This is a genomic window from Nocardia alba NBRC 108234 (assembly GCF_001612665.1).
GTDB lineage: Bacteria > Actinomycetota > Actinomycetes > Mycobacteriales > Mycobacteriaceae > Nocardia > Nocardia alba.
On sequence record NZ_BDAX01000019.1, the window covers coordinates 248,850 to 273,330 of the forward strand.

General features: G+C 68.5%; 15 protein-coding genes and 2 pseudogenes. 9 read left to right on the forward strand and 8 right to left on the reverse strand.

The annotated features are described in order from the left end of the window. Nucleotides 1-110 precede the first annotated feature (110 nt). Nucleotides 111-878 carry a sulfite exporter TauE/SafE family protein gene (locus NA12_RS22125; RefSeq protein WP_067454459.1) on the reverse strand — a complete coding sequence of 256 codons (768 nt, stop codon included), beginning with the start codon at nucleotides 876-878 and terminating at the stop codon, nucleotides 111-113. Nucleotides 879-1,176: 298 nt separating this feature from the next. Here NA12_RS22125 and leuA point away from each other — a divergent pair, with 298 nt between their 5' ends. Both leuA and NA12_RS22135 read left to right on the forward strand, forming a co-directional pair. After that, nucleotides 1,177-2,973 (forward strand): 2-isopropylmalate synthase, encoded by a 1,797-nt coding sequence (gene leuA / locus NA12_RS22130; protein WP_067454463.1) that lies wholly within the window; start codon nucleotides 1,177-1,179, stop codon nucleotides 2,971-2,973. Between the two features lie 576 nt (nucleotides 2,974-3,549). Continuing rightward, nucleotides 3,550-4,992, forward strand: coding sequence for a MinD/ParA family ATP-binding protein (locus NA12_RS22135; RefSeq protein ID WP_424453535.1), 1,443 nt, complete (start codon nucleotides 3,550-3,552; stop codon nucleotides 4,990-4,992). A gap of 58 nt (nucleotides 4,993-5,050) precedes the next feature. Here the strand turns inward: NA12_RS22135 and NA12_RS22140 are convergent, their stop codons facing one another. Next, on the reverse strand, nucleotides 5,051-5,950 hold the full coding sequence (locus NA12_RS22140) for a LysR family transcriptional regulator (protein ID WP_067454469.1): 900 nt from the start codon (nucleotides 5,948-5,950) through the stop codon (nucleotides 5,051-5,053). 71 nt (nucleotides 5,951-6,021) lie between these two features. Between NA12_RS22140 and NA12_RS22145 the strand changes: the two genes are divergently transcribed. The 7 genes from NA12_RS22145 (at nucleotide 6,022) to NA12_RS22175 (ending at nucleotide 13,828) form a co-directional block, all read left to right on the forward strand. Beyond that, nucleotides 6,022-6,942 carry an EamA family transporter gene (locus tag NA12_RS22145; RefSeq protein WP_067454472.1) on the forward strand — a complete coding sequence of 307 codons (921 nt, stop codon included), beginning with the start codon at nucleotides 6,022-6,024 and terminating at the stop codon, nucleotides 6,940-6,942. A 310-nt stretch (nucleotides 6,943-7,252) separates the two neighbouring features. Next, the gene (locus NA12_RS22150) at nucleotides 7,253-8,884 is read left to right on the forward strand and encodes a hydroxysqualene dehydroxylase (RefSeq protein WP_243654798.1); all 1,632 of its coding nucleotides are present in this window, start codon (nucleotides 7,253-7,255) and stop codon (nucleotides 8,882-8,884) included. Between the two features lie 118 nt (nucleotides 8,885-9,002). Further along, nucleotides 9,003-10,238, forward strand: coding sequence for a Mur ligase family protein (locus NA12_RS22155; protein ID WP_084472991.1), 1,236 nt, complete (start codon nucleotides 9,003-9,005; stop codon nucleotides 10,236-10,238). Further along, nucleotides 10,235-10,951: a type 1 glutamine amidotransferase gene (locus NA12_RS22160; RefSeq protein ID WP_067454476.1), complete on the forward strand. Its 717-nt coding sequence runs from the start codon at nucleotides 10,235-10,237 to the stop codon at nucleotides 10,949-10,951. The genes NA12_RS22155 and NA12_RS22160 overlap by 4 nt, the downstream gene beginning before the upstream one ends. A gap of 164 nt (nucleotides 10,952-11,115) precedes the next feature. Further along, nucleotides 11,116-11,982 (forward strand): ABC transporter permease, encoded by an 867-nt coding sequence (locus NA12_RS22165; RefSeq protein ID WP_371856014.1) that lies wholly within the window; start codon nucleotides 11,116-11,118, stop codon nucleotides 11,980-11,982. Then, nucleotides 11,979-13,040, forward strand: coding sequence for a taurine ABC transporter substrate-binding protein (locus tag NA12_RS22170; protein ID WP_067454481.1), 1,062 nt, complete (start codon nucleotides 11,979-11,981; stop codon nucleotides 13,038-13,040). The genes NA12_RS22165 and NA12_RS22170 overlap by 4 nt, the downstream gene beginning before the upstream one ends. Next, on the forward strand, nucleotides 13,037-13,828 hold the full coding sequence (locus NA12_RS22175) for an ABC transporter ATP-binding protein (protein ID WP_067454484.1): 792 nt from the start codon (nucleotides 13,037-13,039) through the stop codon (nucleotides 13,826-13,828). The genes NA12_RS22170 and NA12_RS22175 overlap by 4 nt, the downstream gene beginning before the upstream one ends. Nucleotides 13,829-13,844: 16 nt before the next feature. On the opposite strand, the gene NA12_RS22180 is transcribed toward NA12_RS22175, so the two are convergent. The 6 genes and pseudogenes from NA12_RS22180 to NA12_RS35145 all read right to left on the reverse strand — a co-directional run. Then, entirely contained in the window at nucleotides 13,845-14,726 is an 882-nt protein-coding gene (locus tag NA12_RS22180; RefSeq protein WP_067454487.1) for a bile acid:sodium symporter family protein, read from the reverse strand. Between the two features lie 125 nt (nucleotides 14,727-14,851). Continuing rightward, nucleotides 14,852-15,913 carry a zinc-binding metallopeptidase family protein gene (locus NA12_RS22185; protein ID WP_067454490.1) on the reverse strand — a complete coding sequence of 354 codons (1,062 nt, stop codon included), beginning with the start codon at nucleotides 15,911-15,913 and terminating at the stop codon, nucleotides 14,852-14,854. A gap of 3 nt (nucleotides 15,914-15,916) precedes the next feature. Further along, a complete protein-coding gene (locus tag NA12_RS22190; protein ID WP_067454491.1) occupies nucleotides 15,917-16,813 on the reverse strand; it encodes a transglutaminase family protein in 897 nt (298 codons plus the stop codon). Next, entirely contained in the window at nucleotides 16,810-20,094 is a 3,285-nt protein-coding gene (locus NA12_RS22195; RefSeq protein WP_067454493.1) for a circularly permuted type 2 ATP-grasp protein, read from the reverse strand. The genes NA12_RS22190 and NA12_RS22195 overlap by 4 nt, the downstream gene beginning before the upstream one ends. Before the next feature lie 271 nt (nucleotides 20,095-20,365). Beyond that, nucleotides 20,366-22,423, reverse strand: a pseudogene (locus tag NA12_RS35140) (transglutaminase family protein); the annotation flags it as partial. Nucleotides 22,424-23,083: 660 nt separating this feature from the next. Next, nucleotides 23,084-24,397 (reverse strand): annotated as a pseudogene (locus NA12_RS35145) (transglutaminase family protein); the annotation flags it as partial. Nucleotides 24,398-24,481: the final 84 nt, after the last annotated feature.

Below are 24,481 nucleotides of genomic sequence, written 5' to 3' on the forward strand. Positions count from 1 at the left end.
TCCCTCATCACGCATGGCCGACGCGAAGAATACCTTGCAAACCGGACAATCGCCCGGTCGTAGGGGCATTTGTCACATGTCACGGCGGCGCGTGGTGCGGGGGTGGGACCTCAGCTGGTGAGCAGGCGGATCACCGCGATAGTGCCGACAACCACGATCACCCCCCTGAGCGCATTCGGCGGTAACTTCCGCCCGACCTTCGCGCCGAGCTGCCCGCCGATGATCGAGCCGACCGCGATCAACGCGACCACCTGCCAATTCACCTCGGCGATCGCGATGAAGATCGCCGCCGACACCCCGTTGACGATCAGGGCGAGGACGTTCTTCACGCCGTTAAGCCGCTGGATGTCCTCGTGCACGAACACCCCGAGCAGACCGATCAGCAGCACGCCCTGCGCGGCCCCGAAGTAGCCGCCGTAGATGCCGGTGGCGAAGACCGCGATCAACAGAATCGGGCCGCCGTGTTCCGGCGCCGCCGCATCGCCGTCCTCGCGCCGCTTCTTCACCCACGCGGCCAGCCGAGGCTGCACGACAACCAGGACCAGCGCCACGATGATGAGGACGGGCACGATCGCCTTGAACGCCTCCGCGGGCATCGTCAGTAGCAGGATCGCGCCCGTGATGCCGCCGAGCAGCGACGCGGTGCCCAGCTGCAGCAGCCGGGTCCGCTGCCCGCGCAGTTCCCGCCGATATCCGATGACCCCGCTCACCGAGCCGGGGACCAGACCGATCGTGTTCGACACATTCGCCGTCACCGGCGGCAACCCGAACGCGAGCAGCGTGGGAAAGGTGATCAGCGTGCCCGATCCGACGATCGTATTGATGCCGCCCGCCGCGATCCCCGCGGCGAAGATGGCCACCTGTTGTAACCAAGTCATTCGAATTCCTTTGGTACGTCTCGTCGGACGCGAAGGTCCGTACAAGCGTGCGTTATGGGGGAAACGGTACTGGTCAACCGGTGAGCGGAGGGCGGCGGACTCGATTCACCGAATTGGTCCAGGCCGCTGACAAGCGGGGGTGGGCACGCGGTAGGATCGGAGGATCATGCTGCAGCGGGCACTTCTTCTCGGCCGCCGCGACGGGTTCTGATACGGACCGGCTCCCGTCGCGGGGTTCCAACGCGCCGGTCGACCCGCTCCCCTACAGGGAATCCTTCACACCCACGGAGAAACTTGCATGTCCTCGGCTGACGCATTCGTATCCGCTTCGCGCACCATTTCGGCCCCCGGCAAACCCGCACCGGCCGACCAGCCCGTCTGGAACACCCAGAAGAACTCCTCGATGCCGTCGTTCCGGTATCGCCCCTTCGCCGAAGAGGTCGAGCCCATCACGGTGCCCGACCGCACCTGGCCGGACAAGATCATCGATCGCGCCCCCGCGTGGTGCGCCGTCGACCTGCGCGACGGCAACCAGGCCCTGATCGACCCGATGAGCCCGGCCCGCAAGCGCCGCATGTTCGACCTGCTGGTGCGGATGGGCTACAAGGAGATCGAGGTCGGTTTCCCGGCCGCGAGCCAGACCGACTTCGATTTCGTTCGCGAGATCATCGAGGACGGCGCGGTCCCCGCCGATGTCACCATCCAGGTGCTCACCCAGTGCCGCCCCGAACTGATCGAGCGCACCTTCGAGGCCTGCGCCGGCGCACCGAACGTGATCGTGCACTTCTACAACTCCACCTCGATCCTGCAGCGTCGGGTGGTCTTCCGCGCCGATCGCGACGCGGTGAAGAAGATCGCCACCGACGCCGCGGCGCTGTGCCTGGAGATCGAGAAGCGCTACCCCGATACCGAGTGGCGCTACGAGTACAGCCCGGAGTCCTACACCGGCACCGAGCTCGATTACGCCCGCGAGGTCTGCGACGCGGTCTCCGAGATCATCGCGCCGACCCCGGCCAAGCCGCTGATCATCAACCTGCCCGCGACCGTCGAGATGGCCACGCCGAACGTGTACGCCGACTCGATCGAGTGGATGCACCGCAACCTGGCCCGTCGCGACTCCATCGTGCTGTCGCTGCACCCGCACAACGACCGCGGCACCGCCGTCGCGGCCGCCGAGCTGGGCTACCAGGCCGGCGCCGACCGCATCGAGGGCTGCCTGTTCGGCAACGGTGAGCGCACCGGCAACGTCTGCCTGGTCACCCTGGGCATGAACATGTTCTCGCGCGGCATCGACCCGCAGATCAACTTCTCCGACATCGACGAGGTTCGTCGCACGGTGGAGTACTGCAACCAGCTGGCCGTCGCCGAGCGTCACCCCTACGGCGGCGACCTGGTCTACACCGCCTTCTCGGGCAGCCACCAGGACGCGATCAACAAGGGCCTCGACGCGATGAAGGCCGCCGCCGACGCGCAGGGCGCCGACGTGGCCGACATCGTCTGGGAGGTCCCGTACCTGCCGATCGACCCCAAGGACGTCGGCCGCACGTACGAGGCCGTGATCCGGGTGAACTCGCAGTCCGGCAAGGGCGGCGTCGCCTACATCATGAAGACCGATCACGGCCTGGTGCTCCCGCGGCGCCTGCAGATCGAGTTCTCGCAGGCGATCCAGGCGATCACCGACGGTGAGGGCGGCGAGGTGACGCCCAAGGAGATGTGGGACGTCTTCGCCTCCGAGTACCTGAACCCGATCCTGCCGCTCGAGCGGATCAAGCAGAAGGTCACCGCGGCCGAGACCGACGGCGGCGTCGACTCGATCGTCGCGACCGTGAAGGTCGAGGGCGTCGAGCAGGAGATCAGCGGCTCCGGCAACGGCCCGCTGGCGGCCTTCGTCGACGCGATCGCGACCGTCGGCTTCGATGTGCGGGTACTCGACTACAGCGAGCACGCCATGTCGGCGGGCGACGACGCGCAGGCCGCGGCCTACGTCGAGGTAGCCATCGGCGACCGGGTCGTGTGGGGCGTCGGTATCGCCACCTCGATCACCACGGCCTCGCTGCGGGCGGTCGTCTCGGCGGTCAACCGCGCGGCGCAGTAGTTTGCTCTATGGCGGCCGGGACCTCGCGTCCCGGCCGCTTTTATCCCTGTGGACAGATTCGGCGAGCCTGTGGACAACTTCGGTTCTACCGGCAGGCTCCGCACCGGATATACCGGTTGAGCTGGGCACATTCGAATTCGCTCCGGGGCATGCGAGCCACTGCCCCCGACGCGCGAAAATTGCCTCCGTGTTAGCGTTTTAGGGCATATTCAGCGCCGAGCTTTCCTGCTCGTTCAGCGAGCAAGTGGGGGAACTGTGACGAACAACGACCATAATCCGACCTCGCCGCCGTGGCTGCAGAGTCCGTCGGCTGACGTGTCCGAAGCTGCGTCCGGTCCCTCCGGAGTGCAGACCGCGACCGCAGACGACATCGAGCCCGCCGACACCGCCGCCGAGTCGGCCGGTGAAGCCGTCGACCCGTCGACCGGCGAGCATTCCGTCGCGGAGCCAGGTCCGGCCGGCCTCGCCGACCAGACCGTGTACCAGCCCGCCGGTTTCGTACCGCCGGGCCAGTTCACGCAGGGTGCTCCGTACTCGGTGCCGGATCCGTATCAGCACACCGGCGGGCAGCCGCCGATGAACGCCCCCGAGCAGCAGCCGTGGCCGGGTCAGCAGGCTGAGCAGCAGCCGTGGCTGCCCGGCCAGCCGCCCGTCGAACAGCCCTACCCCGGTCCCCACGCGACCGGCGAGCAGCCGCATCCCGGTGTGGCGCCGCAGTATCCGGGCGCCGAGGGTCAGCCGTACCCCGGTCCCGAACAGCAGCAGCAGTTTCCGGCCCAGGAGCAAGGTCCCCAGGCCGAGCCCATCTACAGCTGGGCGCCTCCGCCGCCGCCGATGTACCAGCAGCCGATGCAGGGTGGAATGCCGCCCGGCCCCGGTCCCGATCAGGGCCAGTTCCCCGGTCAGCACGGGCAGTTCCCGGGCCAGCTCGGCCAGCCGGGTCCGCCGCCCGGCCAGCAGTGGGGAGGCGGACCGGCTCCGCAGCAACAGCAGCCGTTCCAGCCCCAGCACATGCAGGCACCGCAGCCCGGTCACTCGGTCAACGATCTGAACCTGCTCAAGCGCGCACGCAAGTCGCCGCGCAGCGGGTGGCGCAAGGCCGTGCACAAGGTGTCCGGCGGTGTGATCAACCCGGGCGAGTCGGCGGCGGATGTCGTCTACCGCGATCTCGGCGAGCGGGTCAACCAGCCCGTGCGCGGCGATTACCGGATCGCGATCCTCTCGCTCAAGGGCGGGGTCGGTAAGACCACCACCACGGTCGGCCTCGGCTCCACCTTCGCGTCCCAGCGCGGTGACCGCGTCATCGCCATCGACGCCAACCCCGACCTCGGCACGCTCGCGCACCGGGTGCCGCGCCAGACCCGTTCGACGGTGCGCAACCTGCTCGAAGACCAGCAGATCACCCGCTATTCGGATGTTCGCGCACACACCTCGCAGGCCCCGAGCCGACTGGAAGTGCTCGCCTCCGAACAGGATCCGGCCGTCTCGGAGGCCTTCAGCGAGGCCGACTACCGCAAGGCCATCGGCATCCTGCAGTCGTTCTACAACATCATTCTCACCGACTGCGGTACCGGTCTGATGCACTCGGCGATGTCGGGCGTGCTGGACATGGCGAGCTCGCTGGTGCTGGTCACCTCCCCCGCGATCGACGGTGCGCGCAGCGCCTCGGCGACGCTGGACTGGCTCGACCACCACGGCTATTCGAAGCTGGTCGAACGGACCGTCGTCGTCGTGAACGCCTCGCGCCGTGGCGCTTCCACGGTCGACCTGGATCAGTTGCGCAAGCTGTTCCTCGACCGCACCCGTGCCGTGCAGATCGTCCCGTTCGACGATCACCTGGCCGAGGGCGCCGAAATCGACCTCGAACTGGTGAGCAAGCCGACCAGGCGGGCCCTGCTCGAACTGGCCGCGATGGTCGCCGACGATTTCAGCTACCACGGTCAGCCGTCCTTCCAGCAGCAGCCATACCAACCGGGCCAGCCCTACCAGGGCCAGCAGTACCAGCAGGGTCAGTTCTGACGTAACACCGGATTACCCGGCAACCGAACGTCGTTGGAGCGGACAGGCACCGGGTCAGTCAGCGGCTGATCACTTCGCCCGCCGCGGCCTCGAACGCGTCGAGCACAGTGGCGATGGCGGGGCTGCGGTGTGCCTGTGGCCGGGTGACGATCTCGTAGACCCGGGCCGCGCGGACCCCGGCCAGCGGTAGTACCGACAGGTCGGGGTGGGCTACGGCGTAGCGCGGCATCAGCGCGACGCCGTAGCCCGAGACCACGAGCGTTTCGATCACCCGGAACTCGTTGAGCCGCTGCGCGATCCGTGGCCGTACCCCGGTGACGGTGGCGATGGACTCTAGTACATCGTCGACCGGGAACCCGCCGCGCACGCTCACCCAGGTCTCCTCGGCGAGTTCTTCCGGACGCACCGACGAGCGCCCGGCCAGCGGATGATCCGGCGCGACAACGACATCGATCGGCTCGCGCATCAGCACGCGCGCCGCCAGTCTCGGCCCGGCGGGCGAGGGCCCACGTTCATCGCGATGAGTGAGCACGATGTCGTAGTCGGCCAGCAGTTTCGACGCCTCGCTCGGCGGGAGATCCTCGTCGCCCGCGACCAGCTCGACCCCCGTGCCCGCCAGGGCCGCGAGCACGGGCGGCAGCAGCAGCGCCGCACCCGACGGGAACGACGCCACCCGCACCTGCCCGCGCGGTGAGCCCCGGTAGTGGGCCATCTCGGCGGTGGCCCGGTTCATCGCGGCGAGCACGTCGTCGGCCCGCAACACCAGTGCCTGCCCGGCGTCGGTGAGCCGCACCCGGCGGCCGTCCGGTTCGAGTAGCGCCACGCCGGCTTCCCTGGCCAGTACCTTCAGCTGCTGCGAGACCGCCGACGGCGTCATCGACAACGCCTCGGCGACCGCGGCCACTGTGCCGCGGTCGGCCAGCTCGCGCAGAATCCGCAGTCGCTCGATCGAGAACATGAAGTAAAACTACGTTATCCATCCATATTTATTCGATTGTGCTGATCTTTAGCGGCCCGCACGATAAGGGCGTGACCTCCCGTGATCGCCTGTTCGGACTGACTGTCGTCGTGCTCTGGGGCCTGAACTTTCTGGCCATTCGGATCGGCCTCGACCACTTCCCGCCCTTCTTCTTCGTCGCGTTGCGCTTCGCCGTCATCGCGATCCCCGTGCTGATCTTCATCCCGCGCCCGGCCGTGCGCACCCGCTGGCTGCTGCTCTACGGCACCGGCTTCGGCATCCTGCAGTTCGCGTTCCTGTTCACGGCGATGCGCACCGGCATGCCGACGGGCCTGGCCTCCCTGGTGCTGCAGTCGTCGGCACCGTTCACGGTGCTGCTCGGCGCGGTGCTGCTGCGCGAACGCCTACGGCCGGTCCAGGTCGCCGGACTCGCGATCGCCGTATTCGGGATGGTCATCATCGGCGCGGACCGCATGGCCAACGCCACTCTGCTGCCGGTCCTGCTCACCTTGGCGGGCGGCTTGGGCTGGGCATTCGGCAATCTCGGCGCCCGCATGGCCGGTGCCGATTCCCCCGGCTACAACCCGCTGCACCTGACCCTGTGGATGTCGGTGGTTCCCGTCTTGCCGATGCTGGCGCTGTCGATGGCCGTCGAGGGGCCTGGCACCGGTTTTCGCGCGGTCGGTGCCGCGTTCTCGGCCGACGGATTGCCCGCGCTGGGCGCCCTCGCCTACATCGCCGTCCTCGCGACCGTGTGCGGTTCGGGTCTGTGGACCTATCTGATGAGCCGCTATCCGGCGGGCACCGTGGCGCCGTTGTCGCTACTCGTGCCGGTGGTCGGCATCGGCGCTGCCTGGGCTGTCCTCGACGAACAGCCGTCGGCGGCCGCCCTGATCGGCGGGGCTGTCGTGATCGCGGGCGCGTTCGCGGCGACCACCGGCCGTGGCCTCCCGAAGGCGCCGTTGCCCGCCCCCGCATTGGCCAGGGCCTGAACCCGATTTCGACCACGATCGCGCGAGCGCTGGCTAACATGTGACCGGTCGTACGCGGTGTTTTCCGTTCGACCCCGGTCAGTTCGAGCTCGTGAACGACGCATGGGTCGATACAGCCAGGTCTTCACCGCGCTCTAGAGTGGTAGCAAATCCCAGGCGATACTCGAGCAAGGCAGCTGAACAGCGTATGGCGGAACAGCGGTGGCCCGTTTCTCGAAGGACCCTTCTTCGTGGCACGGTCGCAGCGGGGGTGATATCGGCGGGGGCCGTAGCGGGAGCGCCGGGATTCGCCGCGCCACCGGGGCGTCGAGTGGCTGTCCTCGGCGGCGGAGTCGCCGGGCTCACGGCCGCGCACGAATTGGCCGAACGCGGATTCGAGGTCACCGTCTACGAGGCGCGTGCGCTGGGCGGCAAGGCGCGCAGCATGGGCGTGCCGGGCACCGGCCGTGACGGCAGGCCGGATCTACCCGGTGAGCACGGGTTTCGCTTCTTCCCCGGCTTCTATCAGAACCTGCCCGACACGATGCGCCGCATACCGCATCCGGGCAATCCCGACGGAGTGTGGAACAACCTCGTCACCGTGCCGGAGGCCAGGTTCTCCCGTGTCGACGGCGACGACATCACGTTCGCGCTGCCCGGCAGCATCGCCGCGGCGCAGACCACGCCGGATTCGATCCGCGAGACCATAGCCGCCACCATCACCACCACCGCCAAGATGTCGGCGGCCGAAGGTCTGTTCTTCGCCAACCGGCTGATGGTGTTCAACACCAGCTGCGATGCCCGCCGCCTCGGTCAGTGGGAGCACACCTCCTGGTACGACTTCGTCGACGGGCACGAACGGTCGCACGAGTTCCGCGCGGTCGTGTCCCGTTCGCTGACCTCCATCATGGTCGCCGCCAAGGAGAACCTGGCCAGCACGCGCACCATCGGCAGCATGGGCGAACAGTTCCTCGGCAACCCGCTCGGCCTCGGCAACGACGGCGGCCTCGACCGCGTGCTCAACAACTCGACCAATGCCGCCTGGATCGACCCGTGGGTGCGCCACCTGCGTGCGCTGGGAGTGCGTTTCGAGCTCGGCGCGCGGGTCAGCGAACTCGAGGTGCGCGACCGGCGCATCCGAGCGGCCAGGATCACCGATGCGACGGGCGCGCATGCCGTCGACGCCGACTATTTCGTGGTGGCGCTGCCGGTGGAGCACGCGCGGAAACTGTGGTCGTCGCAGGTGCTCGCCGCAGCGCCGGAACTCGCCGCGACCGATCGGCTCTTCGTCGATTGGATGAACGGAATGCAGATCTATTTCCGTGCGCCCCTGAATATTTCGCGCGGCCACACGGCCTATGTCGATTCGCCGTGGTCGCTCACCTCGATCAGCCAGAATCAGTTGTGGACCGATAAACTGCCCTCTTTCGGCGACGGTTCGGTGGCCGATTGCCTCTCGATCGATATCTCCGACTGGAATTCGCCGGGAATGCTGTACGGCAAACCCGCCACCGCGTGCACCCACGAGGAGATATTCCGCGAAGTCTGGGCACAGTTGAGCAGCCATCTCAACGATCGCGAACAATTGCTGCGCCCCGCCGACGTGCATTCCTGGTTTCTCGATCCGGGAATCACCTGGCAGGGCACGCACAACGTGAATGCCGACCCGTTGCTCATCAATACCGCCGGTTCATGGGACGCCCGCCCGGAGCCGCACGGGTCGATCGAGAATCTCTTCCTCGCCGGTGACTACGTGCGCACCGATGTGGACCTGGCGACCATGGAGGGCGCCAACGAGTCGGCCCGTGCCGCGGTGAACGCGCTGCTGGACGTGGCGGGCTCGTCCGCACCGCGCTGCCGTGCTTTCCGACTGCGCCGCACGCCCGAACTCGAGCCGCTGCGCATCGTCGACGCCGACCGCTACGCCAAGGGTCTACCCAATCTGTTCGACGACCGCAGCTGACCGGCGGGCACCGAAACCGCACGTCGCACGCGTCCGGACTGCGTGGGGTAGCACCGAGTGACACCCGCTCGCACGCGGCGCGTAACACCGCGTAACACCGCGCACCTAGACTCGCGGCGTGGCAGACATCTCGGTGCGTGGGCGCTTGGCCCTGCGAGCGGCGGCGGCGGCGTCGTGGGCTTCGCAGAAGGCGGGTCGCGGCAAGGGTTCGATGATCGGCGGCCTGATCGCGTTGAAGATCGATCCGTCGATCATGACGCAGCTCGGCCGCGGCAGGCGGACAGTGCTGATCACCGGCACGAACGGTAAATCGACCACCACCAGGATGGCGACCGCCGCGCTCGGCACGCTCGGCGCCGTCGCCACCCAGGCCGATGGCGCCAATATGGACGCCGGCATCGTGGCCGCGCTCAGCCTGCATCCGGGGGTGGCGCTGGCCGCGATCGAGGTCGACGAGCTGCACCTGCCACACGTGAGCGACGCGCTCGACCCGACCGCGGTGGTCCTGCTCAATCTCAGCCGCGACCAGCTCGACCGGGTCGGCGAGATCAACATGATCGAACGCAAGCTGCGGGCCGGGCTCCTGCGTCATCCCGACGCGGTCGTCATCGCCAACTGTGACGACGTGCTGGTGGCCTCCATCGCCTACGACCACCCGAATGTGGTGTGGGTGTCGGCGGGCAGCGGCTGGGCCGTCGACGCCACGAGCTGTCCGCGCAGCGGCGAGCCGATCGTCTGGGAGGGTGAGAACTGGCGCTCGACCGGCGCCGATTTCCATCGCCCGCAACCGGAGTGGTGGCTCGAGGGCGAAGACCTGTGCGGCCCTGACGGTTTCCGCGCTCCGCTGCATCTGGCGCTGCCGGGTCGCGCGAACCGCGGCAACGCGGCCCAGGCCGTCGCGGCGGCGGTTGCCCTTGGTGCCGAGCCCGCGAAGGCGACCGATGCCACCGGCACCGTGCGCGAGATCGCCGGTCGCTACCGCACCGTCACGGTCGGTGACCACGACGCGCGGCTGCTGCTGGCCAAGAACCCCGCGGGCTGGCAGGAAGCGCTGTCGATGATCGAGCCGTCCTCGGCCGGTCTGGTGATCGCGGTGAACGGTCAGGTGCCCGACGGCGAGGACCTGTCCTGGCTGTGGGATGTGCGGTTCGAGCACTTCGAGGGCGTGCAGGTGGTCGCCTCCGGCGAGCGTGCCACCGACCTCGCCGTACGCCTGACCTACGCGGGCGTGGAGCACACCCTCGTCCCGGATCCGGTGCGCGCCATCGCCTCCTGCCCCGCCGGACACGTCGAGGTGCTGGCCAACTACACCGCGTTCCGCGATCTCAACCGTGACCTGGAAGGCCGCAAATGAGCGAGTCGACGCTTCGTATCGGCCTCGTCCTGCCCGATGTGATGGGCACCTACGGCGACGGCGGCAACGCCCTCGTCCTGCGCCAGCGCCTGCGGATGCGCGGCTACGACGCCGAGATCATCGACATCACCCTCGCTGATCCCGTGCCGGATTCGTTCGACATCTACACCCTCGGCGGCGCCGAGGACTCCGCGCAGCGCCTGGCCACCCGCCATCTCCAGAAGTACCCCGGCCTGCAGCAGGCGGCCGCCAAGGGCGCACCAGTGCTCGCCATCTGCGCCGCCATCCAGGTGCTCGGCAACTGGTACGAGACCTCGGCGGGCGAAAAGGTCGACGGCGTGAGCCTTTTCGACGTCACCACCGCGCCGCAGAAGGTGCGCGCCATCGGCGAGGTCACCACCGCGCCGCTGGTCCCCGGGCTCACCGCGCCACTCACCGGCTTCGAGAACCACCGGGGCGGAACAACTCTCGGCTCGGACGCGAAACCGCTCGCGCGCGTGACCCGCGGCGTCGGCAACGGGGTGGGCGACGGCACCGAGGGCGTGGTCCAGGGCTCGGTCTTCGGCACCTACCTGCACGGCCCCGCGCTGGCCCGCAACCCCGAACTGGCCGATCTCCTGATCGCCATGGCGCTCGGCATCCCCGCCACCGACCTGGCTCCCCTCGACCTCCCCGAGGTCGAGCGCCTGCGCAAGGAGCGCCTGCGCGCCTGAGTCAGCACCGCAGCGAATCACGACCGGTGAACGTGGCCGCATGACTTCCGCTCAGCGCGACTTTTAACCTCCCTCGACGGCTACCTGCGCCGATAGCGTCTCCCTTCGCAGGTGCTCGGCGAATCCGCCGTGGCACCGGAGGTGAGGAGCGCTGGGTGACCGCAGTGGTGTCGACGGTGAAAGCTGACGCGGCGGCCGGTGCGAAACCCAGTTCCGCCAAGGCGCCGCGGCGGGGTGGATCGGCGCTGGCCGCCGTGGTGGCACTCGGCGCCGTACTGGCCGGCTGGACGGCGGTGACGGCGGCCGGATTGGTCGACCCGCTGTATCTGCCGTCGCCGAGAGCGGTGTGGGACGCCTTCGTGCGGGCCAATTCCACCCATCGGATCGCCGATGGCGTTGATCGGTTCGTGGTCGGCGAGCAGAACTACTACCTCTGGGAACACCTACTGGCCAGCCTGCAGCGGATCGCGATCGGGGTGGGTGCGGCGATCGTGGTCGGGCCGCTGGTCGGGTTCGTGATGGGGATGGTCGCGCCGGTGCGGTGGGTCACCGAACCGATTCTGAATTTTCTGCGCGCCCTGCCGCCGCTGGGGTACATCGGCCTGCTGATCGTGTGGTTCGGCATCGGCGACACCGCCAAGATCTGGCTGCTGTTCCTCGCCGCGTTCCCACCGATCGTCATCGCGACGTTGGACGGCGTGCTCGGCGTGAAACAGGATTACCTGAATGCCGCGCGTTCCCTGGGTGCCGTTCGCGCACAGGTGGTTTCGCTGGTCGTGCTGCCTGCGACCCTGCCCAACGTGATCAGCGGCATCCGCATCGCGACGGCCTTCGCCTGGACCACGGTCGTCGCGGCCGAACTCAACAACGGCATCCCCGGCATCGGCGGCCTGGCGTATATCGCGGGCACGCAATTGAATACGCCGCTCACCATCGCCTGCATCATCGTGATCGGCGTGGCGGCGATGCTGCTCGACGCGGTGATCGTGCTCATCGGCGCCAAAGCTGTTCCATGGAAAGGCAAAGTATGAAATCCGCACTGCGCAGGGTCGTCGCGACCTCGGCCGCTCTCTCCGCCGTGGTCGCCGTGGCCGCGGGCTGCGTGGAATCGGGACGCGAGGACGCCACCGGCGCCGCCGCGAGCTGCCCGTTCGCCGCCGACCCGAGCGTCACCAGCACCGTCCGCCTCGGCTTCCAGGCCATCCCCAACGGCGACCTGCTGGTGAAGGACCGCAACCTGCTCCAGGCGTGCCTGCCGAACGCGAAGATCACCTGGAGCCAGTTCGCCTCCGGCGCCGACGTGGTGCAGGCGTTCGGCGCGGGCGGCCTCGACATCGGCACGCTCGGTTCGAGCCCGGCCACCAAGGCGCTGTCCGCGCCGCTGAACCTGCCCGTGCAGGTGGTGTGGATCCACGACGTGATCGGCACCTCGGAATCGCTTGTCGTGCGGGACAAGTCGATCACCACGCTGGCCGGATTGGCCGGCAGGAAGGTCGCGACGCCTTTCGGCTCCACTTCCCACTACAGCTTGCTCGCGGCGCTCGACCGGGCCGGACTCACCGGCAAGGTAGAACTCATCAACCTCGCGCCGGACGCGATTCCCGGTGCGTGGCAGGGCAATCAGATCGACGCGGCGTGGGTCTGGGACCCGACGCTGTCCAAGCTCACCGCGGCGGGCGGCACGGTGCTCACCAGCAGTGCCGAGACCGCGGCGGCCGGTGCGCCGACCTATGACCTCGCCATCGCCGACAAGAAATTCCTCGCCGACAACGCCGCGTTCGCGAAGGCATGGGCCAAGGTGCAGGACTATGCCGTCGGGCAGCTGAAGAACCAGCAGGCCGAGGCGGCGGTGTCGATCGGCGCGCAACTGGGCATCGCTCCCGACAAGGTGGTTCCGCAGCTCGCCGGCTACCAGTATCTGCCCGCTGCCGAGCAGGCCGGGGCGAAGTACCTGGGCGGCGGCTTCAGCGCCGATCTCGCCGGTACCGCGCGATTCCTGTTGAGCCAGGGCGGTATCGCCGCCGTCGGCACCGTGCAGCAGTACCGCGACGGCATCTCCGCCACCGCCGCGGCGGGCGCCGGCTCGTGACCGCGGGGCCGGTGACCGGCGATGCCGAGCGGGTGACGCTGACCGGGGTGAGCAAGAGCTACCCAGGCCCCGACGGTGACGTTCAGGTGCTCGCGCCGACCGATCTCACCATCGAACCCGGCGAATTCGTCTGTGTCATCGGCCCTTCCGGCTGCGGCAAGTCGACCCTGCTGAACATCCTCGCCGGATTCCTCGCACCGACGGCGGGGCAGGTGCGGGTCGGCGATCGCGTGGTCGACGGGCCCGACCCCGACCGCGGCGTGGTCTTCCAGCAGGCGAACCTCTATCCCTGGCTCTCGGTCCGCGCCAATGTCGAGTTCGGTCCGAAAGTCCGAGGGGTGCCGAAGCAGACACGGCGCGCACAGGCCCAGCGGCTGCTCGAGCTGGTCGGTCTCGACCAGCTCGGCGACCGTAGACCCTACGAACTCTCCGGTGGACAGCAGCAGCGCGCGCAGATAGCCCGGGTACTGGTCAACGATCCCGGCATCGTCCTGATGGACGAACCCTTCGGCGCCCTCGACGCGCTCACCAGGGAACGGCTCCAGCGCGAACTACTCACTCTGTGGCGCGACCGTCGCAAGACGGTCCTGTTCGTCACACACGGCATCGAGGAGGCGATTCTGCTCGGCACCCGAATCCTGGTGATGGGCACCGAGCCCGGCCGCATCGTGCACGACGTGACACCGTCGTTCGACGACGGCGCGGACTTCGCCACGGTCCGCGCGCTCCCCGAGTTCGCTACTCTGCGAGACGAATTGGCACGCCACATCTACGCGGCGCACGCCTGACGGCCTCGCGCGCGACTCACTTCGCGGCGACCTCGGCGCGCACCTGCCGACGGGTGATGAGCCAGCCGACGAGCGCGGCCAACGGGAACATCAGCACGCCGTAGACCGCCGCGGGCACGGCCAGTTCGGTGCTGTCGAGGACGCTGATCGCGATGGTGATGGCGATGGTGCTGTTGTGGATGCCGACTTCGAACGAGCAGGCGATGGCCTGCCGGTCGGCGACGCCGAGCAGACGCGGCAGGAAGTAGCCGACCAACAGGCTGATCAGGCAGAACACGACGGTGATGGCGCCGACGTCGCCGAGCGAACCGGCGAGGGTATCCCGTTCGCTCACGATGGTGCCGACGATCACCAGCAGCAAGGTGATCGCCGAGCCGATGCGCACCGGCTTGTCCATCCGGTCCGCGAACTCCGTCGACCAGCGGCGCACCAGCATGCCGAGACCGACCGGGACCAGCACGATCGCGAACACCTGGATCACCTTGCTCAGCTGCAATCCGACGGAACCGTCCTCGCCGCTCGGCTCGAAGTAGCCGATGGCGAAGTTCGTCACCAACGGCACGGTGACGACCGCGATGATCGAATTCACAGCGGTCAGCGACACATTCAACGCCACATCACCACGGAACAGATGACTGAACAGGTTCGCGGTGGTTCCGCCGGGCGAGGCGGCGAGCAGCATCATGCCCACCGCCAGGATCGGCGGCAGCCCGAACAGCAGCACCAGCCCGAACGCGACCACCGGTAGCACCAGCAGTTGGCAGGCCAGCGCGATGGCGACGACGCGCGGTGTTTTCGCGGTGCGGGCGAAGTCGGCGCCGGTGAGCGAGAGCCCGAGGCCGAACATGATCACCGCCAGCGCCAACGGCAGACCGACAGATACCAGCGGAGAGTTCATAGCCACACACTTCTCGTCGAGCAGTCCGGATCGATACGCCGACCGGATTGAGACGCAGACGTCTCAATCAACGAAGAGTACCGAGCTGTGACGCTCGTCGCAGCGGAATCGACAACGCGTCACCGCTACGAGGCGACAGCCTCCGAGGTGGTGGCAAGGCTGCCCGCGCACAGGTCGTGGACGAACCGCATTTTCTCCAGCACCCGCTCCGGCAGGACGAAGGGGTACAGGTCGTCGTGGCCCATCGAACGGTTGACCATGTTCAGCGACCAGGTCAGCGGCAGCCAGAGCTCGATGATCCGGTCGAATCCGGCGCGACCGATCTGCGGACGGTCCAGGGTCGCGCCGGCGGGAGCGAGGCCGAAGGACGCCGCGGTGTCGAGGGTGTCGCGAATGTGCAGGTAGTGGGCGAAGGTCTCGGCCCAGTCCTCCGCAGCGTGCATCGTGGCGTAGGAGGAGACGTAGTCGCGGTGCCAGCCGGCCGGCGCTCCCTCGGAATAGTGGCGATCCAGCGCCGCCTGGTAGTCGGCGAACGGATCGCCGAACAGATCGCGGAAGCGCCGCAGCGCGGCGTCGTCGGCGACCAGAACCGAGAAGTAGTAGTGCCCGATCTCGTGCCGGAAGTGGCCGAGCAGCGTGCGATACGGCTCGGCCATCTCGATGCGCAACTGCTCGCGGTGCGGGTCGTCGGCCTCGGCCAGGTCCAGGGTGATCACCCCGTTGTAGTGGCCGGTGAGCACGTCTTTCGCGCGGCTCGACAGCAGATCGAAGGCCAGCCCGCGCTCGGGATCCTCCTCGCGCCCGACGATCGGCAGGCCCAGTTCGATCAGCTCGAAGATCAACCGACGCTTGGCCGCCTCGGCCTCGGCGAACGAGGCGAGACCGACGGTGTCGGAATCGTTGGGCCTGGTCCTGGTCAACCGGCACGACTCACACAGCGCCGGACCATCGGCGTCCCGGTCGACGAGCCAGTTACATTGCGCCACATGCAGGTTATCGCACAGCCGAAAGCGATCGCCGTCGACCACGCCCGCCGCGTGATCCACCGCCGCATCGCCCGGCGGGTCGCCGATCACCACCAGCGTGCGCTCATTCGTGCTGAAACCCAGTGCGCTGCGGCACGATAGGCAGAGCGAGTTCTCGAAAGCCAGCTGCTGGCCACAATTCGGACACACGAAGTCACGCACGGACTACACCTCCACCGGAGCTACATCGACCGACACTTTGATTGTGGACTGTTTGGCATCGGTGTAAATGATGCCACGCAACGGCGGAACGTCCTGGTAGTCGCGGCCCCAGGCTACCGTCACGTACCGCTCGTCGGCGAATTGATCGTTGGTGGGGTCGAAGGCGATCCAGCGACCGGTGCGATCGGAGTCGTCGGCACCGGGCAGCCATACCGCGGCCCAGGCGTGGGTGGCATCGACGCCGACCATCCGTTCCTTGCCCGGCGGCGGGTCGGTGGCGAGATAGCCGGACACGTAACGGGAGGCCAACCCCTGCGCGCGCAGGCAAGCCGCACCGATTCGGGCGAAGTCCTGGCAGACGCCTTCGCGGGCGGCGAACACGTCGGCCACGCTGGTACTCACCGTGGTGGAGCCCGAGCGGTACTGGAAGTCGTGGTGGATGCGGGTGTTCAGCTCGGTCACGGCTTCGAGCAGCGCCCGACCCGGTGGGAAACTCTGCGCGGCGTACGCGATGACGTCGGGGGTGATCTCGGGCGGTAGCAGATCGAGGGTGAACTCGACGGCCAGTGGACCGGTGGCGGCGGTGGGACGCGCCGACTCCCATGCCATCTCGGCGCCCGGTATCGCCGCCGGGTCTTCGCTGTCGACCTCGACGAGGGACTCGCCGGTCACCTCGAGATTGCGATGCTCGGAGGTCACGTGGAAATACGTCGTGGTGTTGCCGTAGACGTCGGTGCCCACCGAGCGGTCCGACGGTACCGGGTCGATGTAGATCTCGTGCTCGAGCAGGCGCTGGCCCGGATATTCGCGCGGGGTGAGGTACGCGCGACCGTAGGAGCTGGTCACCTCGTCGGAGTAGCTGTAGGTGGTGCGGTGCACCACCATGTATCGCCGGGTCATCCGACCATCCTGGTGTTGCCCCACAGCGGTTGAATACCCAGCGGGACAGCGAGTTTGGTGGTCTCGAACGATTCGGCCAGCTTGCGCAGTCGCAAGTGCACCCCCTCCATCAGTTCCACCAGTTCGGTGCGTATGCCCTCGTCGTCGGTCTCTTCGAGGTCGGCCGGGTCCACGCGGCGCAGCATGCGCTGGGCATCGGCGAGCAGGCGCTGCGAACGCGAGGCGCCGGAACCGCCGGGCAGCGCCTGGAAGTCGGCCTCGAGCCGGTCGAGCTGATAGATCAGCGAACGCGGGTTGCCCGGATCGAACAGCAGCAGTCCCGCCAGCGCGGCGACGTGCGCCGAACCACGATGGCGGCGACGGTAACTCACCGCCGACTCGGTGGCGGTGAGCACGGCCTCCGCGATCACGCCCTGCGCCTGGGCCGACGTCTTGCGCGCCAGGGCGGCATTGATCAGCGAGGTCACCGCCAGCCCGCGCTCGATCCGTTTGCCGATATCCATGACGTACCAGCCGGTGTCGCGCACCAGCGACTCCGCGCCGATCCCCGACAGTGACAGCAACGCCGCCAGCGCCGACGAATGCACCGACGACAGCGCCGTCTCCTGTTCGGTAGCGGCACTGCGGAATTCGGCCAGCGCGCGATCGACGGCGCCGACGATCATCCAGGTATCACTGGACAGCTGATCGCGCACCGCACGCGCGGCGGACCCGTAGTGATCCACCGCGTACGCCAGCGACCCGGCCAGCTCGCGATCACCGGTCAACGAGGCGAGGTACTGGAACCCCTCGGCGGAAGCACCGGCCACCGCTCGCCGCGCGCCCACGCCGTCGCCACCGGAATCCATCGCGCGATGGGTGAACTGCCCCTGCGACTGCCGCGACCGCGCGAGAACCGGCTCGGGCTCCGGCTCGGGTATCGGCTCCGCACCCCGCTCGGGCGTGACACCGGTGGTGCGCAACGCACGAGCCAACGCGCTGGTCCCCGCCCGCTCCCACGGCGCCTCCGCCTCACCGTCCCCGGAATCGAGTTCCGCCTCCTCCACGGGTGACTGATCAAACCCAGCGGACCGGCTCTGATCGACAGCCTGATCCCGCCCCGCGACCTCGTCCTGCCTAGCCGACTGACTCTGTCCGGCAGATTGAGTTTGCCCGGCTGACTGACTCTGCCCAGCAAACTGGCTCTGCCCAGCAGACTGGTCCTGCCCAGCGGGCTGGTCCTGCTCGGCAGCCTGCGATGCCGGCAGATCTGCTATCGAGTCGTCATCTATCGCATCCGTTGATATTTCGTCGCTCGACGGAGAGTACGGCGGCGGCACGTCGGACGCGCGGGTGCGATCTTCGATGCCGACAGGCGAATCACCCTGCTCGACATCCGCATTCGAACCCTCCGTCGTGGCGGCGTCCGACCGCACGGCCACCAACTGACCGATCCCGTCGGGCAGCACCGACTGTGGAGCGAGAGTTCCCGTGGTGATCGACAGCGCGCGCATGAGGATCGGCAACGCCTCGCCGCCGTCGAGCCAGGGGCGGTAGCGATAGTCCTGATAGACGTCATGGGTGGCGGCGAGCAGTCGCACCACCGACTCGGCGCGTTCGCTGTAGCGACCCATCCAGAACAGATCGTTGAGCACGCGCGGCGAACTGATCGCCTCGACAACAGGCACCGCCCTGCGCAACCGTTCCTCGTGCGGGGCTTCCGAACCCACCGCGGGCACGGTGGCCGGGGCCGCGCGGACCCACACGTCCTTGGCGGCCACCTTGATCACACTGCGGGTCGGTTCGAGCCGCATGCGCTGCTGCCCGAGCCCACCCGTCATCGCCGTGTAGCCGCCACGTCGGGCCAGCGAGAACAACCGCATGCCCACCGGGGCCGCCGCCAATCCCGCCGGACCGTCGACGGCGGGCGCCACCGAGAACTCGGCGGGTTCCTGCCCGACCCATTTCCACCGCTCGACCTCGATCCGAGCGGCGAGGTCGGTGCGTTCGGCCGCCGACAGACTCGGGCCGAAGATCGTCGCGCCATCGACAGCGGAACGGATCACCAGGTCGCCGACGTGCGATACCAGGTGCGCACGCTCGGTGTCGTCGCCGCCCCAGTAGGTGGGGGTGGCGCCGAGCAGCAGGTCCTCCCCCAAGACCGAGCGGGCGATGCGGGGCAGGAACGGACTCAACGCGGGCGATTCCAGCAGCCCGCTCCCGAGGGTGTTCACCACCGTCACCGCACCGCGGCGCAGCACCTCGACCAGCCCCACCACGCCGAGGCGCGAATCGGGGCGCAGATCCAGCGGGTCGGAGAACTCGGCGTCGACACGCCGCAACACCACATCGACCCGTTCCAAACTGCCCAGCGAGCGCATCCACAGCGCACCGTCGCGCACCACCAGATCCGAGCTCTCCACCAGCGGGAAACCGAGCATCTGCGCGAGATAAGCCTGGTCGAAAGCGGTTTCGGAATGCGAACCCGGACTCAGGACGACAACAACCGGCTCTTCCTCGTCGGCCAGCTCGGGCGCCGCCTCCTCCAGCATCAACCGCATGGCCCGCGCGAACGGGCTCAGCGGTCGGGGTCCCGCGTGCTCGAACGCCTCGGGAATGGCCGAGGCCACCACCCGACGGTCGGCCAGCGCGTACCCGGCGCCCGAGGGCGCCTGCGCCCAATCGGCGAGCACCCGGAACTGTCCGTCGCTCCACCGGCTGATGTCACACGCGTGCAGGAAAAGCTGATGGGTGCCGGGGATGGTGATGCCGTGCGCGGCCCGCACATACCCGGTATTGCCGAACACCACCTCCGGCGGCAACAGGCCCGAGCTCAACAACCTGCGAGGGCCGTAGACATCGGTGAGCACTTCGTCGAGCACCAGCGAGCGCTGCACCAGGCCGGTTTCCAGGCGGGTCCAGTCCTCGGCGGACACCAGCAACGGAATCGGATCCAGGCGCCACGGCTGCGGTATCGCGGTGTCGTCCTCGCCGCCGAGACCCACCTCGGTGTAGGTGACACCGTCGTCCTCGATCTGCCTGCGCACCCGGCGATCGATCCGATCGATCCCGCCGATCCCCTGGTCGATGAAATCGGCCGACAGCTCCGACCACATCGATCGCACTCGCCCACGGCCGTCGACCAATTCGTCGTAATAGCCCCTGGTGGGCCGACCGCACTCGTCGAAGCGGGCACCCGCCGAACTGTCAGCCCGATACCGCGCGAACTGCTCGGCGACCTGAGCGCGAACACCCGATCCCGGCCGATTCCCGCCCCGTTGCGCTTCATCGCGCTGAGCCACCGAGCCTCCTGTATTTTTTGCGGCTGGCGCCGCGGGGTTTTGCGGCCCCTGCTGTCCCGATTCTTCCCTCCTCCGGTCAGTCGCTGCGCTCCCTCCCTCCGTCAGTCCAGAATCGGGACGGCCGCAAAACCCAGGGCCACTGACTTCCATTGCCTACCTGGTCGAGTCGGTAACACCGATCGGACACCGCACGCATCGCGTCGATCCGGCAACCGCGAGCCGACCGGCTGTTCGCGCGGCGCTGGTGCCGCGATTTTTCGAAACCTCCCGATCACTGGCCCCACACTGTTCGCGCGCGGCGTAGGTCAAGGATGCCTGGTGCGCCGACATCGGTCGACTGTGCCGCGATTTTCGCGCGGAGTTCGGCCGGATCGATGGGGTTCACCGTGTGGCCGGCTGCCTCGAAACGGCGGTTGCGGCGCGATTGGGCGGCGACGGCGTTCACAGGTGCGTCGTCGTAGGCGCGGCCGCCGGGGTGCACGACGTGATAGGTGCAGCCACCGCGGGAGATGCCCGTGGCGACGTCTACCAGGTCGAACACCAGGGGTGCGTCGACGGTGATCGAGGGGTGCAGGGAGTTCGGCGGCTGCCAGGCGCGGTAGCGCACGCCTGCCACCTGCACGTCGGATTTGTCGGTGGCCAGCAGGGGAACCGGCATGCCGTTGCAGGTCAGGGCGTAGCGGCCACGGTCGGCGCCGACCAAGCGCACCTGCAAGCGTTCCACCGAGGAGTCGACGTAGCGGGCGGTGCCCTGGCCGGTGGTCTGCTCGCCGAGGGTGAGCCACGGTTCGATCGCCCCGCGCAGTTCCAGTTCCGCCTCACCGATCATCGCGGTGCCGATGCGGGGGAAACGGAATTCGGTGAAGGGGTCGAGCCAGGCGGTGTCGAAGTCGACGCCCGCCGCGCGCAGGTCGGCGGCGACTTCGGCGATGTCGTTCATCAGGAAGTGCGGCAGCAGGTATCGGCCGTGCAGGTTGGCCCCGTGCCGGATCAGCGGCGCGCGCAGCGGCTTGTCCCAGAACATCGCGACCAGGCCGCGCACCAGCAGCGACTGCACCATCGCCATCTGGAAGTGCGGCGGCATCTCGAATCCGCGCAGCTCGAGCAGCCCGAGCCGACCACGCGCGGAGTCGGGGCTGTACAGCTTGTCGATGCAGAATTCGGCACGGTGGGTGTTGCCGGTGAGATCGGTGAGCAGATGGCGCAGTGCGCGGTCGATATGCCATGGGGCCGACTGGATCTCGTACGGCGTCGGCCCGGGGGCCTGCTCGGCGGTGAGTCTGGCGACCTCGGCGAAGGCGATCTCGAGTTCGTAGAGCGCTCCTTCGCGGCCCTCGTCCGCGCGCGGCGCCTGCGAGGTCGGGCCGACGAAACGACCCGCGAACAGGTATGACAGCGCGGGATGACGCTGCCAGTAGGTGAGCATGGAGACCAGCAGGTCAGGGCGGCGCAGCATCGGCGAACGCGCCGGGGTAACCCCACCGAGGGTGATGTGGTTGCCGCCGCCGGTGCCGCCGTGGGTGCCGTCCACGTCGAAGGACTCGGTGCTCAGCCGGGCGAACCTGGCCTGCTCGTAGAGGGTGTCGAGCACCTCGGCCTGCTCGGCGAACGAGCTGGTCGGCATGATGTTCACCTCGATCACTCCGGGGTCGGGCGTCACCGAGAACGTCTGCAGCCGTGCGTCACTCGGCGGTGCGTAGCCCTCGAGCACCACCGGCTGCCCGATCGCCACCGCCGCCGCCTCGACCTTGGCGATCAGATCGAGGAAGTCGTCGAGTTCGGTGACCGGCGGCAGGAACACGTGCAGTCGCCCCTGCCGCACCTCGGCGACCAGCGCGGTCGTCGGCGTGAAATCGGCGGATTCCACCGCGGCGGGCGGTTCGACCCGCTCCGTGCGCAGCGGTTGCTGGTAGAGCGGGTCGCTGTCGGGCAGGACCGGCGGCGCGTGCCAGGACACCGACCCGATCGGAAGGCGAAGTCCGGCAGGCGAATCGCCGTCGGCCAGCACGATCCGGCCGCGCCCACCCTCGGCCCGCCCGCGCCGCAGTTGCCAGTCGGCACTGGCCCAGCCGACGCCGTCGGCCCGCCGGTGAATCGGCAGCACATACGCCGAAGGCTGATCGACCGACTCCTCCAGGCTCTCGAGCAGTACGCGCCGCACCTCGGGCGAGTCCTCGGCCGGATCGATATCGGCGGGCGGCGGATCACCGTACGGCGCGTTCACGGTCGCCGCCAACCGCGCCAACGGATCCTCGAACGCGGGGCGCACCTGGCGATCGGGCAACCCGAGGGTGCCCGCGATCTCGGCGACCAACGCCTTGGCCGCGCCGATATCGGCAGCGGGCGCCCGGACGGGGATCACCCCGGCGGCGGAGTTGAGCGGCTGCGAGCGGGCGAGCTGGATGGGCGGGTACGCCGACGGCGGCGGCGCACTGCCTCTGTCCTTGTTTCCGCGAAATCTGCTCTTGCGCATTGCCTTTCGCAGTTCGGCCTCAGCCTTCGCGGCCGCTTCGACCGACTGCTCGGCTTCCTTCTTCGACACCTCGGCCGGTTTCGCGGGGACCGCGGGGACACCGGCTTCGGCGCAGGCCTGCTGAATCTCGGCGGCGCGCCGATGTTCGGCGACGATCAGTTCGACAGGCTCGTCGATCAGCGCCGATCCGTCCTGGAACTCGACCTCCACCCGATCTCGCACATCGGCATCGGTACCGCCCGGCTCACCGTCGCGCCGGACATCGTCGTCGTCGGCCAGGCCCAGCGCGACAACAGCGGCAGCGATGTCGTCGCCGCCGACCCGGCGACGTGCTTCGAAGACCGCGACCATGTCGTCCGAGGGCGGCGGCGCGTCGAGAACCGACCTCGCGTCGTCCGAGCGGGGCACAGTGTCGGCCGCGTCCCCGTCGGACTCGTCCGCCAGACCCAACGCGACAACAGCGCTCGCCACCTCGGCGCCGGCCGGTGCGTAGCCGTTCGAGTGCCCTGTGCTCTCATCAGCGCCCGGCCGCTCCGGCGTGTGCTGCGCCACCGGCGTCCACGGGTCGGTGAGCAGATCCTGACGCTGCCAGATCGGCTCGCCATCGGCCCGCCACGCGATCGCGATCTCCCAGCGGGGCAACGGTTCTCCGGGATACCACTTGCCCTGGCGGTACTGCACGATGCCGGTCGGCGCGTAGATCGAGCGGAGCCGGTCGGCGAGGTCGACGGCGCGCTCACGTTTGTGCCTACCGTCGGCGGCGGTGGTCCACTGGGCGCTCATCTGGTCGTCGATGGAGACGAAGGTCGGTTCGCCGCCCATGGTGAGGCCGACATCGGCCGCGGCCATCCGCGCGTCGATCGCGGCGCCGGAGGCGACGATGCGCTCCCACTGGGACTCGGTATAGGGCAGCGTGACTCGCGGGTCCTCATGGATCCGACGGACCACATTGCTGAAATCGAGGGTGGCCTCGGTGATCCCGGTCGCTCCGGAGATCGGGGCGGCGGCGCCGGGATGCGGCGTGGCGGCGAGCGGGATGTGGCCCTCGCCCGCGAACAGGCCGGAGGTGGGATCCATCCCGACCCAACCCGCGCCGGGCAGATACACCTCGGTCCAGGCGTGCAGGTCGGTGAAGTCGGCGGTGGGGCCAGACGGACCGTCCAGCGACGGCACATCCGAAGTGAGCTGAACCAGGTAGCCGGAGACGAAGCGGGCGGCCAGCCCCAGTTCACGCAGCACGCCGACCAGCAGCCAGGCCGAGTCGCGGCAGGATCCGAGCGCGGTGCGCAATGTGTGATCGGGTGTCTGCACACCCGCTTCCATACGCACGGTGTAGTCGACGGCGTTGCGCAGCGCGTAGTTGAGTTCCACGAGATAGTCGATGGCCCGGGTGGGGCCCTGCGGTCGGTGTGCCCGCGCCCACTCCCGCAACAACTCCCCCGGACCGCTGCCAGGCCCCGCCTCGTCGACGCGCCGCAGATAGGGCGCGAGATCCTCGGCGAGTGCGGTGTCGTACTCGAAGGGGAAGAACTCGGCGTAGTCCTCGATGAAGAAGTCGAACGGGTTGACCACCTCGAGGTCGGCGATCAACCCGACGGTGATCGACAACTCCCTGGTGGGGTTCGGAAACACCAGGCGCGCAACGAAATTGCCGAACGCGTCCTGCTGCCAGTTGACGAAGTGTTCAGCCGGCGACACCTCGAGCGAATACGCCTCGATCGGCGTCCGCGAGTGCGGCGCGGGGCGTAACCGCACTTCGTGCGGATGCACCTCGACGAGACGATCGAAGGAATATGCCGTGCGGTGCTCGAGTGACACCTTGATGCCCATTCACCAAGTTGACCACATATCCCCGACAGCGCGCGGGTCGACGAAACCTGAGTTTCCCGACCGGCCCCCCTTTCGAAACACGCT

What these genes read in the sequence shown, in the direction of transcription:
- NA12_RS22125 (WP_067454459.1), bottom strand. Translation starts at nt 878, where the DNA reads ATGACTTGGTTACAACAGGTGGCCATCTTCGCCGCGGGGATCGCGGCG.
- leuA (WP_067454463.1), top strand. Translation starts at nt 1,177, where the DNA reads ATGTCCTCGGCTGACGCATTCGTATCCGCTTCGCGCACCATTTCGGCC.
- NA12_RS22135 (WP_424453535.1), top strand. Translation starts at nt 3,550, where the DNA reads ATGAACGCCCCCGAGCAGCAGCCGTGGCCGGGTCAGCAGGCTGAGCAG.
- NA12_RS22140 (WP_067454469.1), bottom strand. Translation starts at nt 5,950, where the DNA reads ATGTTCTCGATCGAGCGACTGCGGATTCTGCGCGAGCTGGCCGACCGC.
- NA12_RS22160 (WP_067454476.1), top strand. Translation starts at nt 10,235, where the DNA reads ATGAGCGAGTCGACGCTTCGTATCGGCCTCGTCCTGCCCGATGTGATG.
- NA12_RS22170 (WP_067454481.1), top strand. Translation starts at nt 11,979, where the DNA reads ATGAAATCCGCACTGCGCAGGGTCGTCGCGACCTCGGCCGCTCTCTCC.
- NA12_RS22180 (WP_067454487.1), bottom strand. Translation starts at nt 14,726, where the DNA reads ATGAACTCTCCGCTGGTATCTGTCGGTCTGCCGTTGGCGCTGGCGGTG.
- NA12_RS22190 (WP_067454491.1), bottom strand. Translation starts at nt 16,813, where the DNA reads ATGACCCGGCGATACATGGTGGTGCACCGCACCACCTACAGCTACTCC.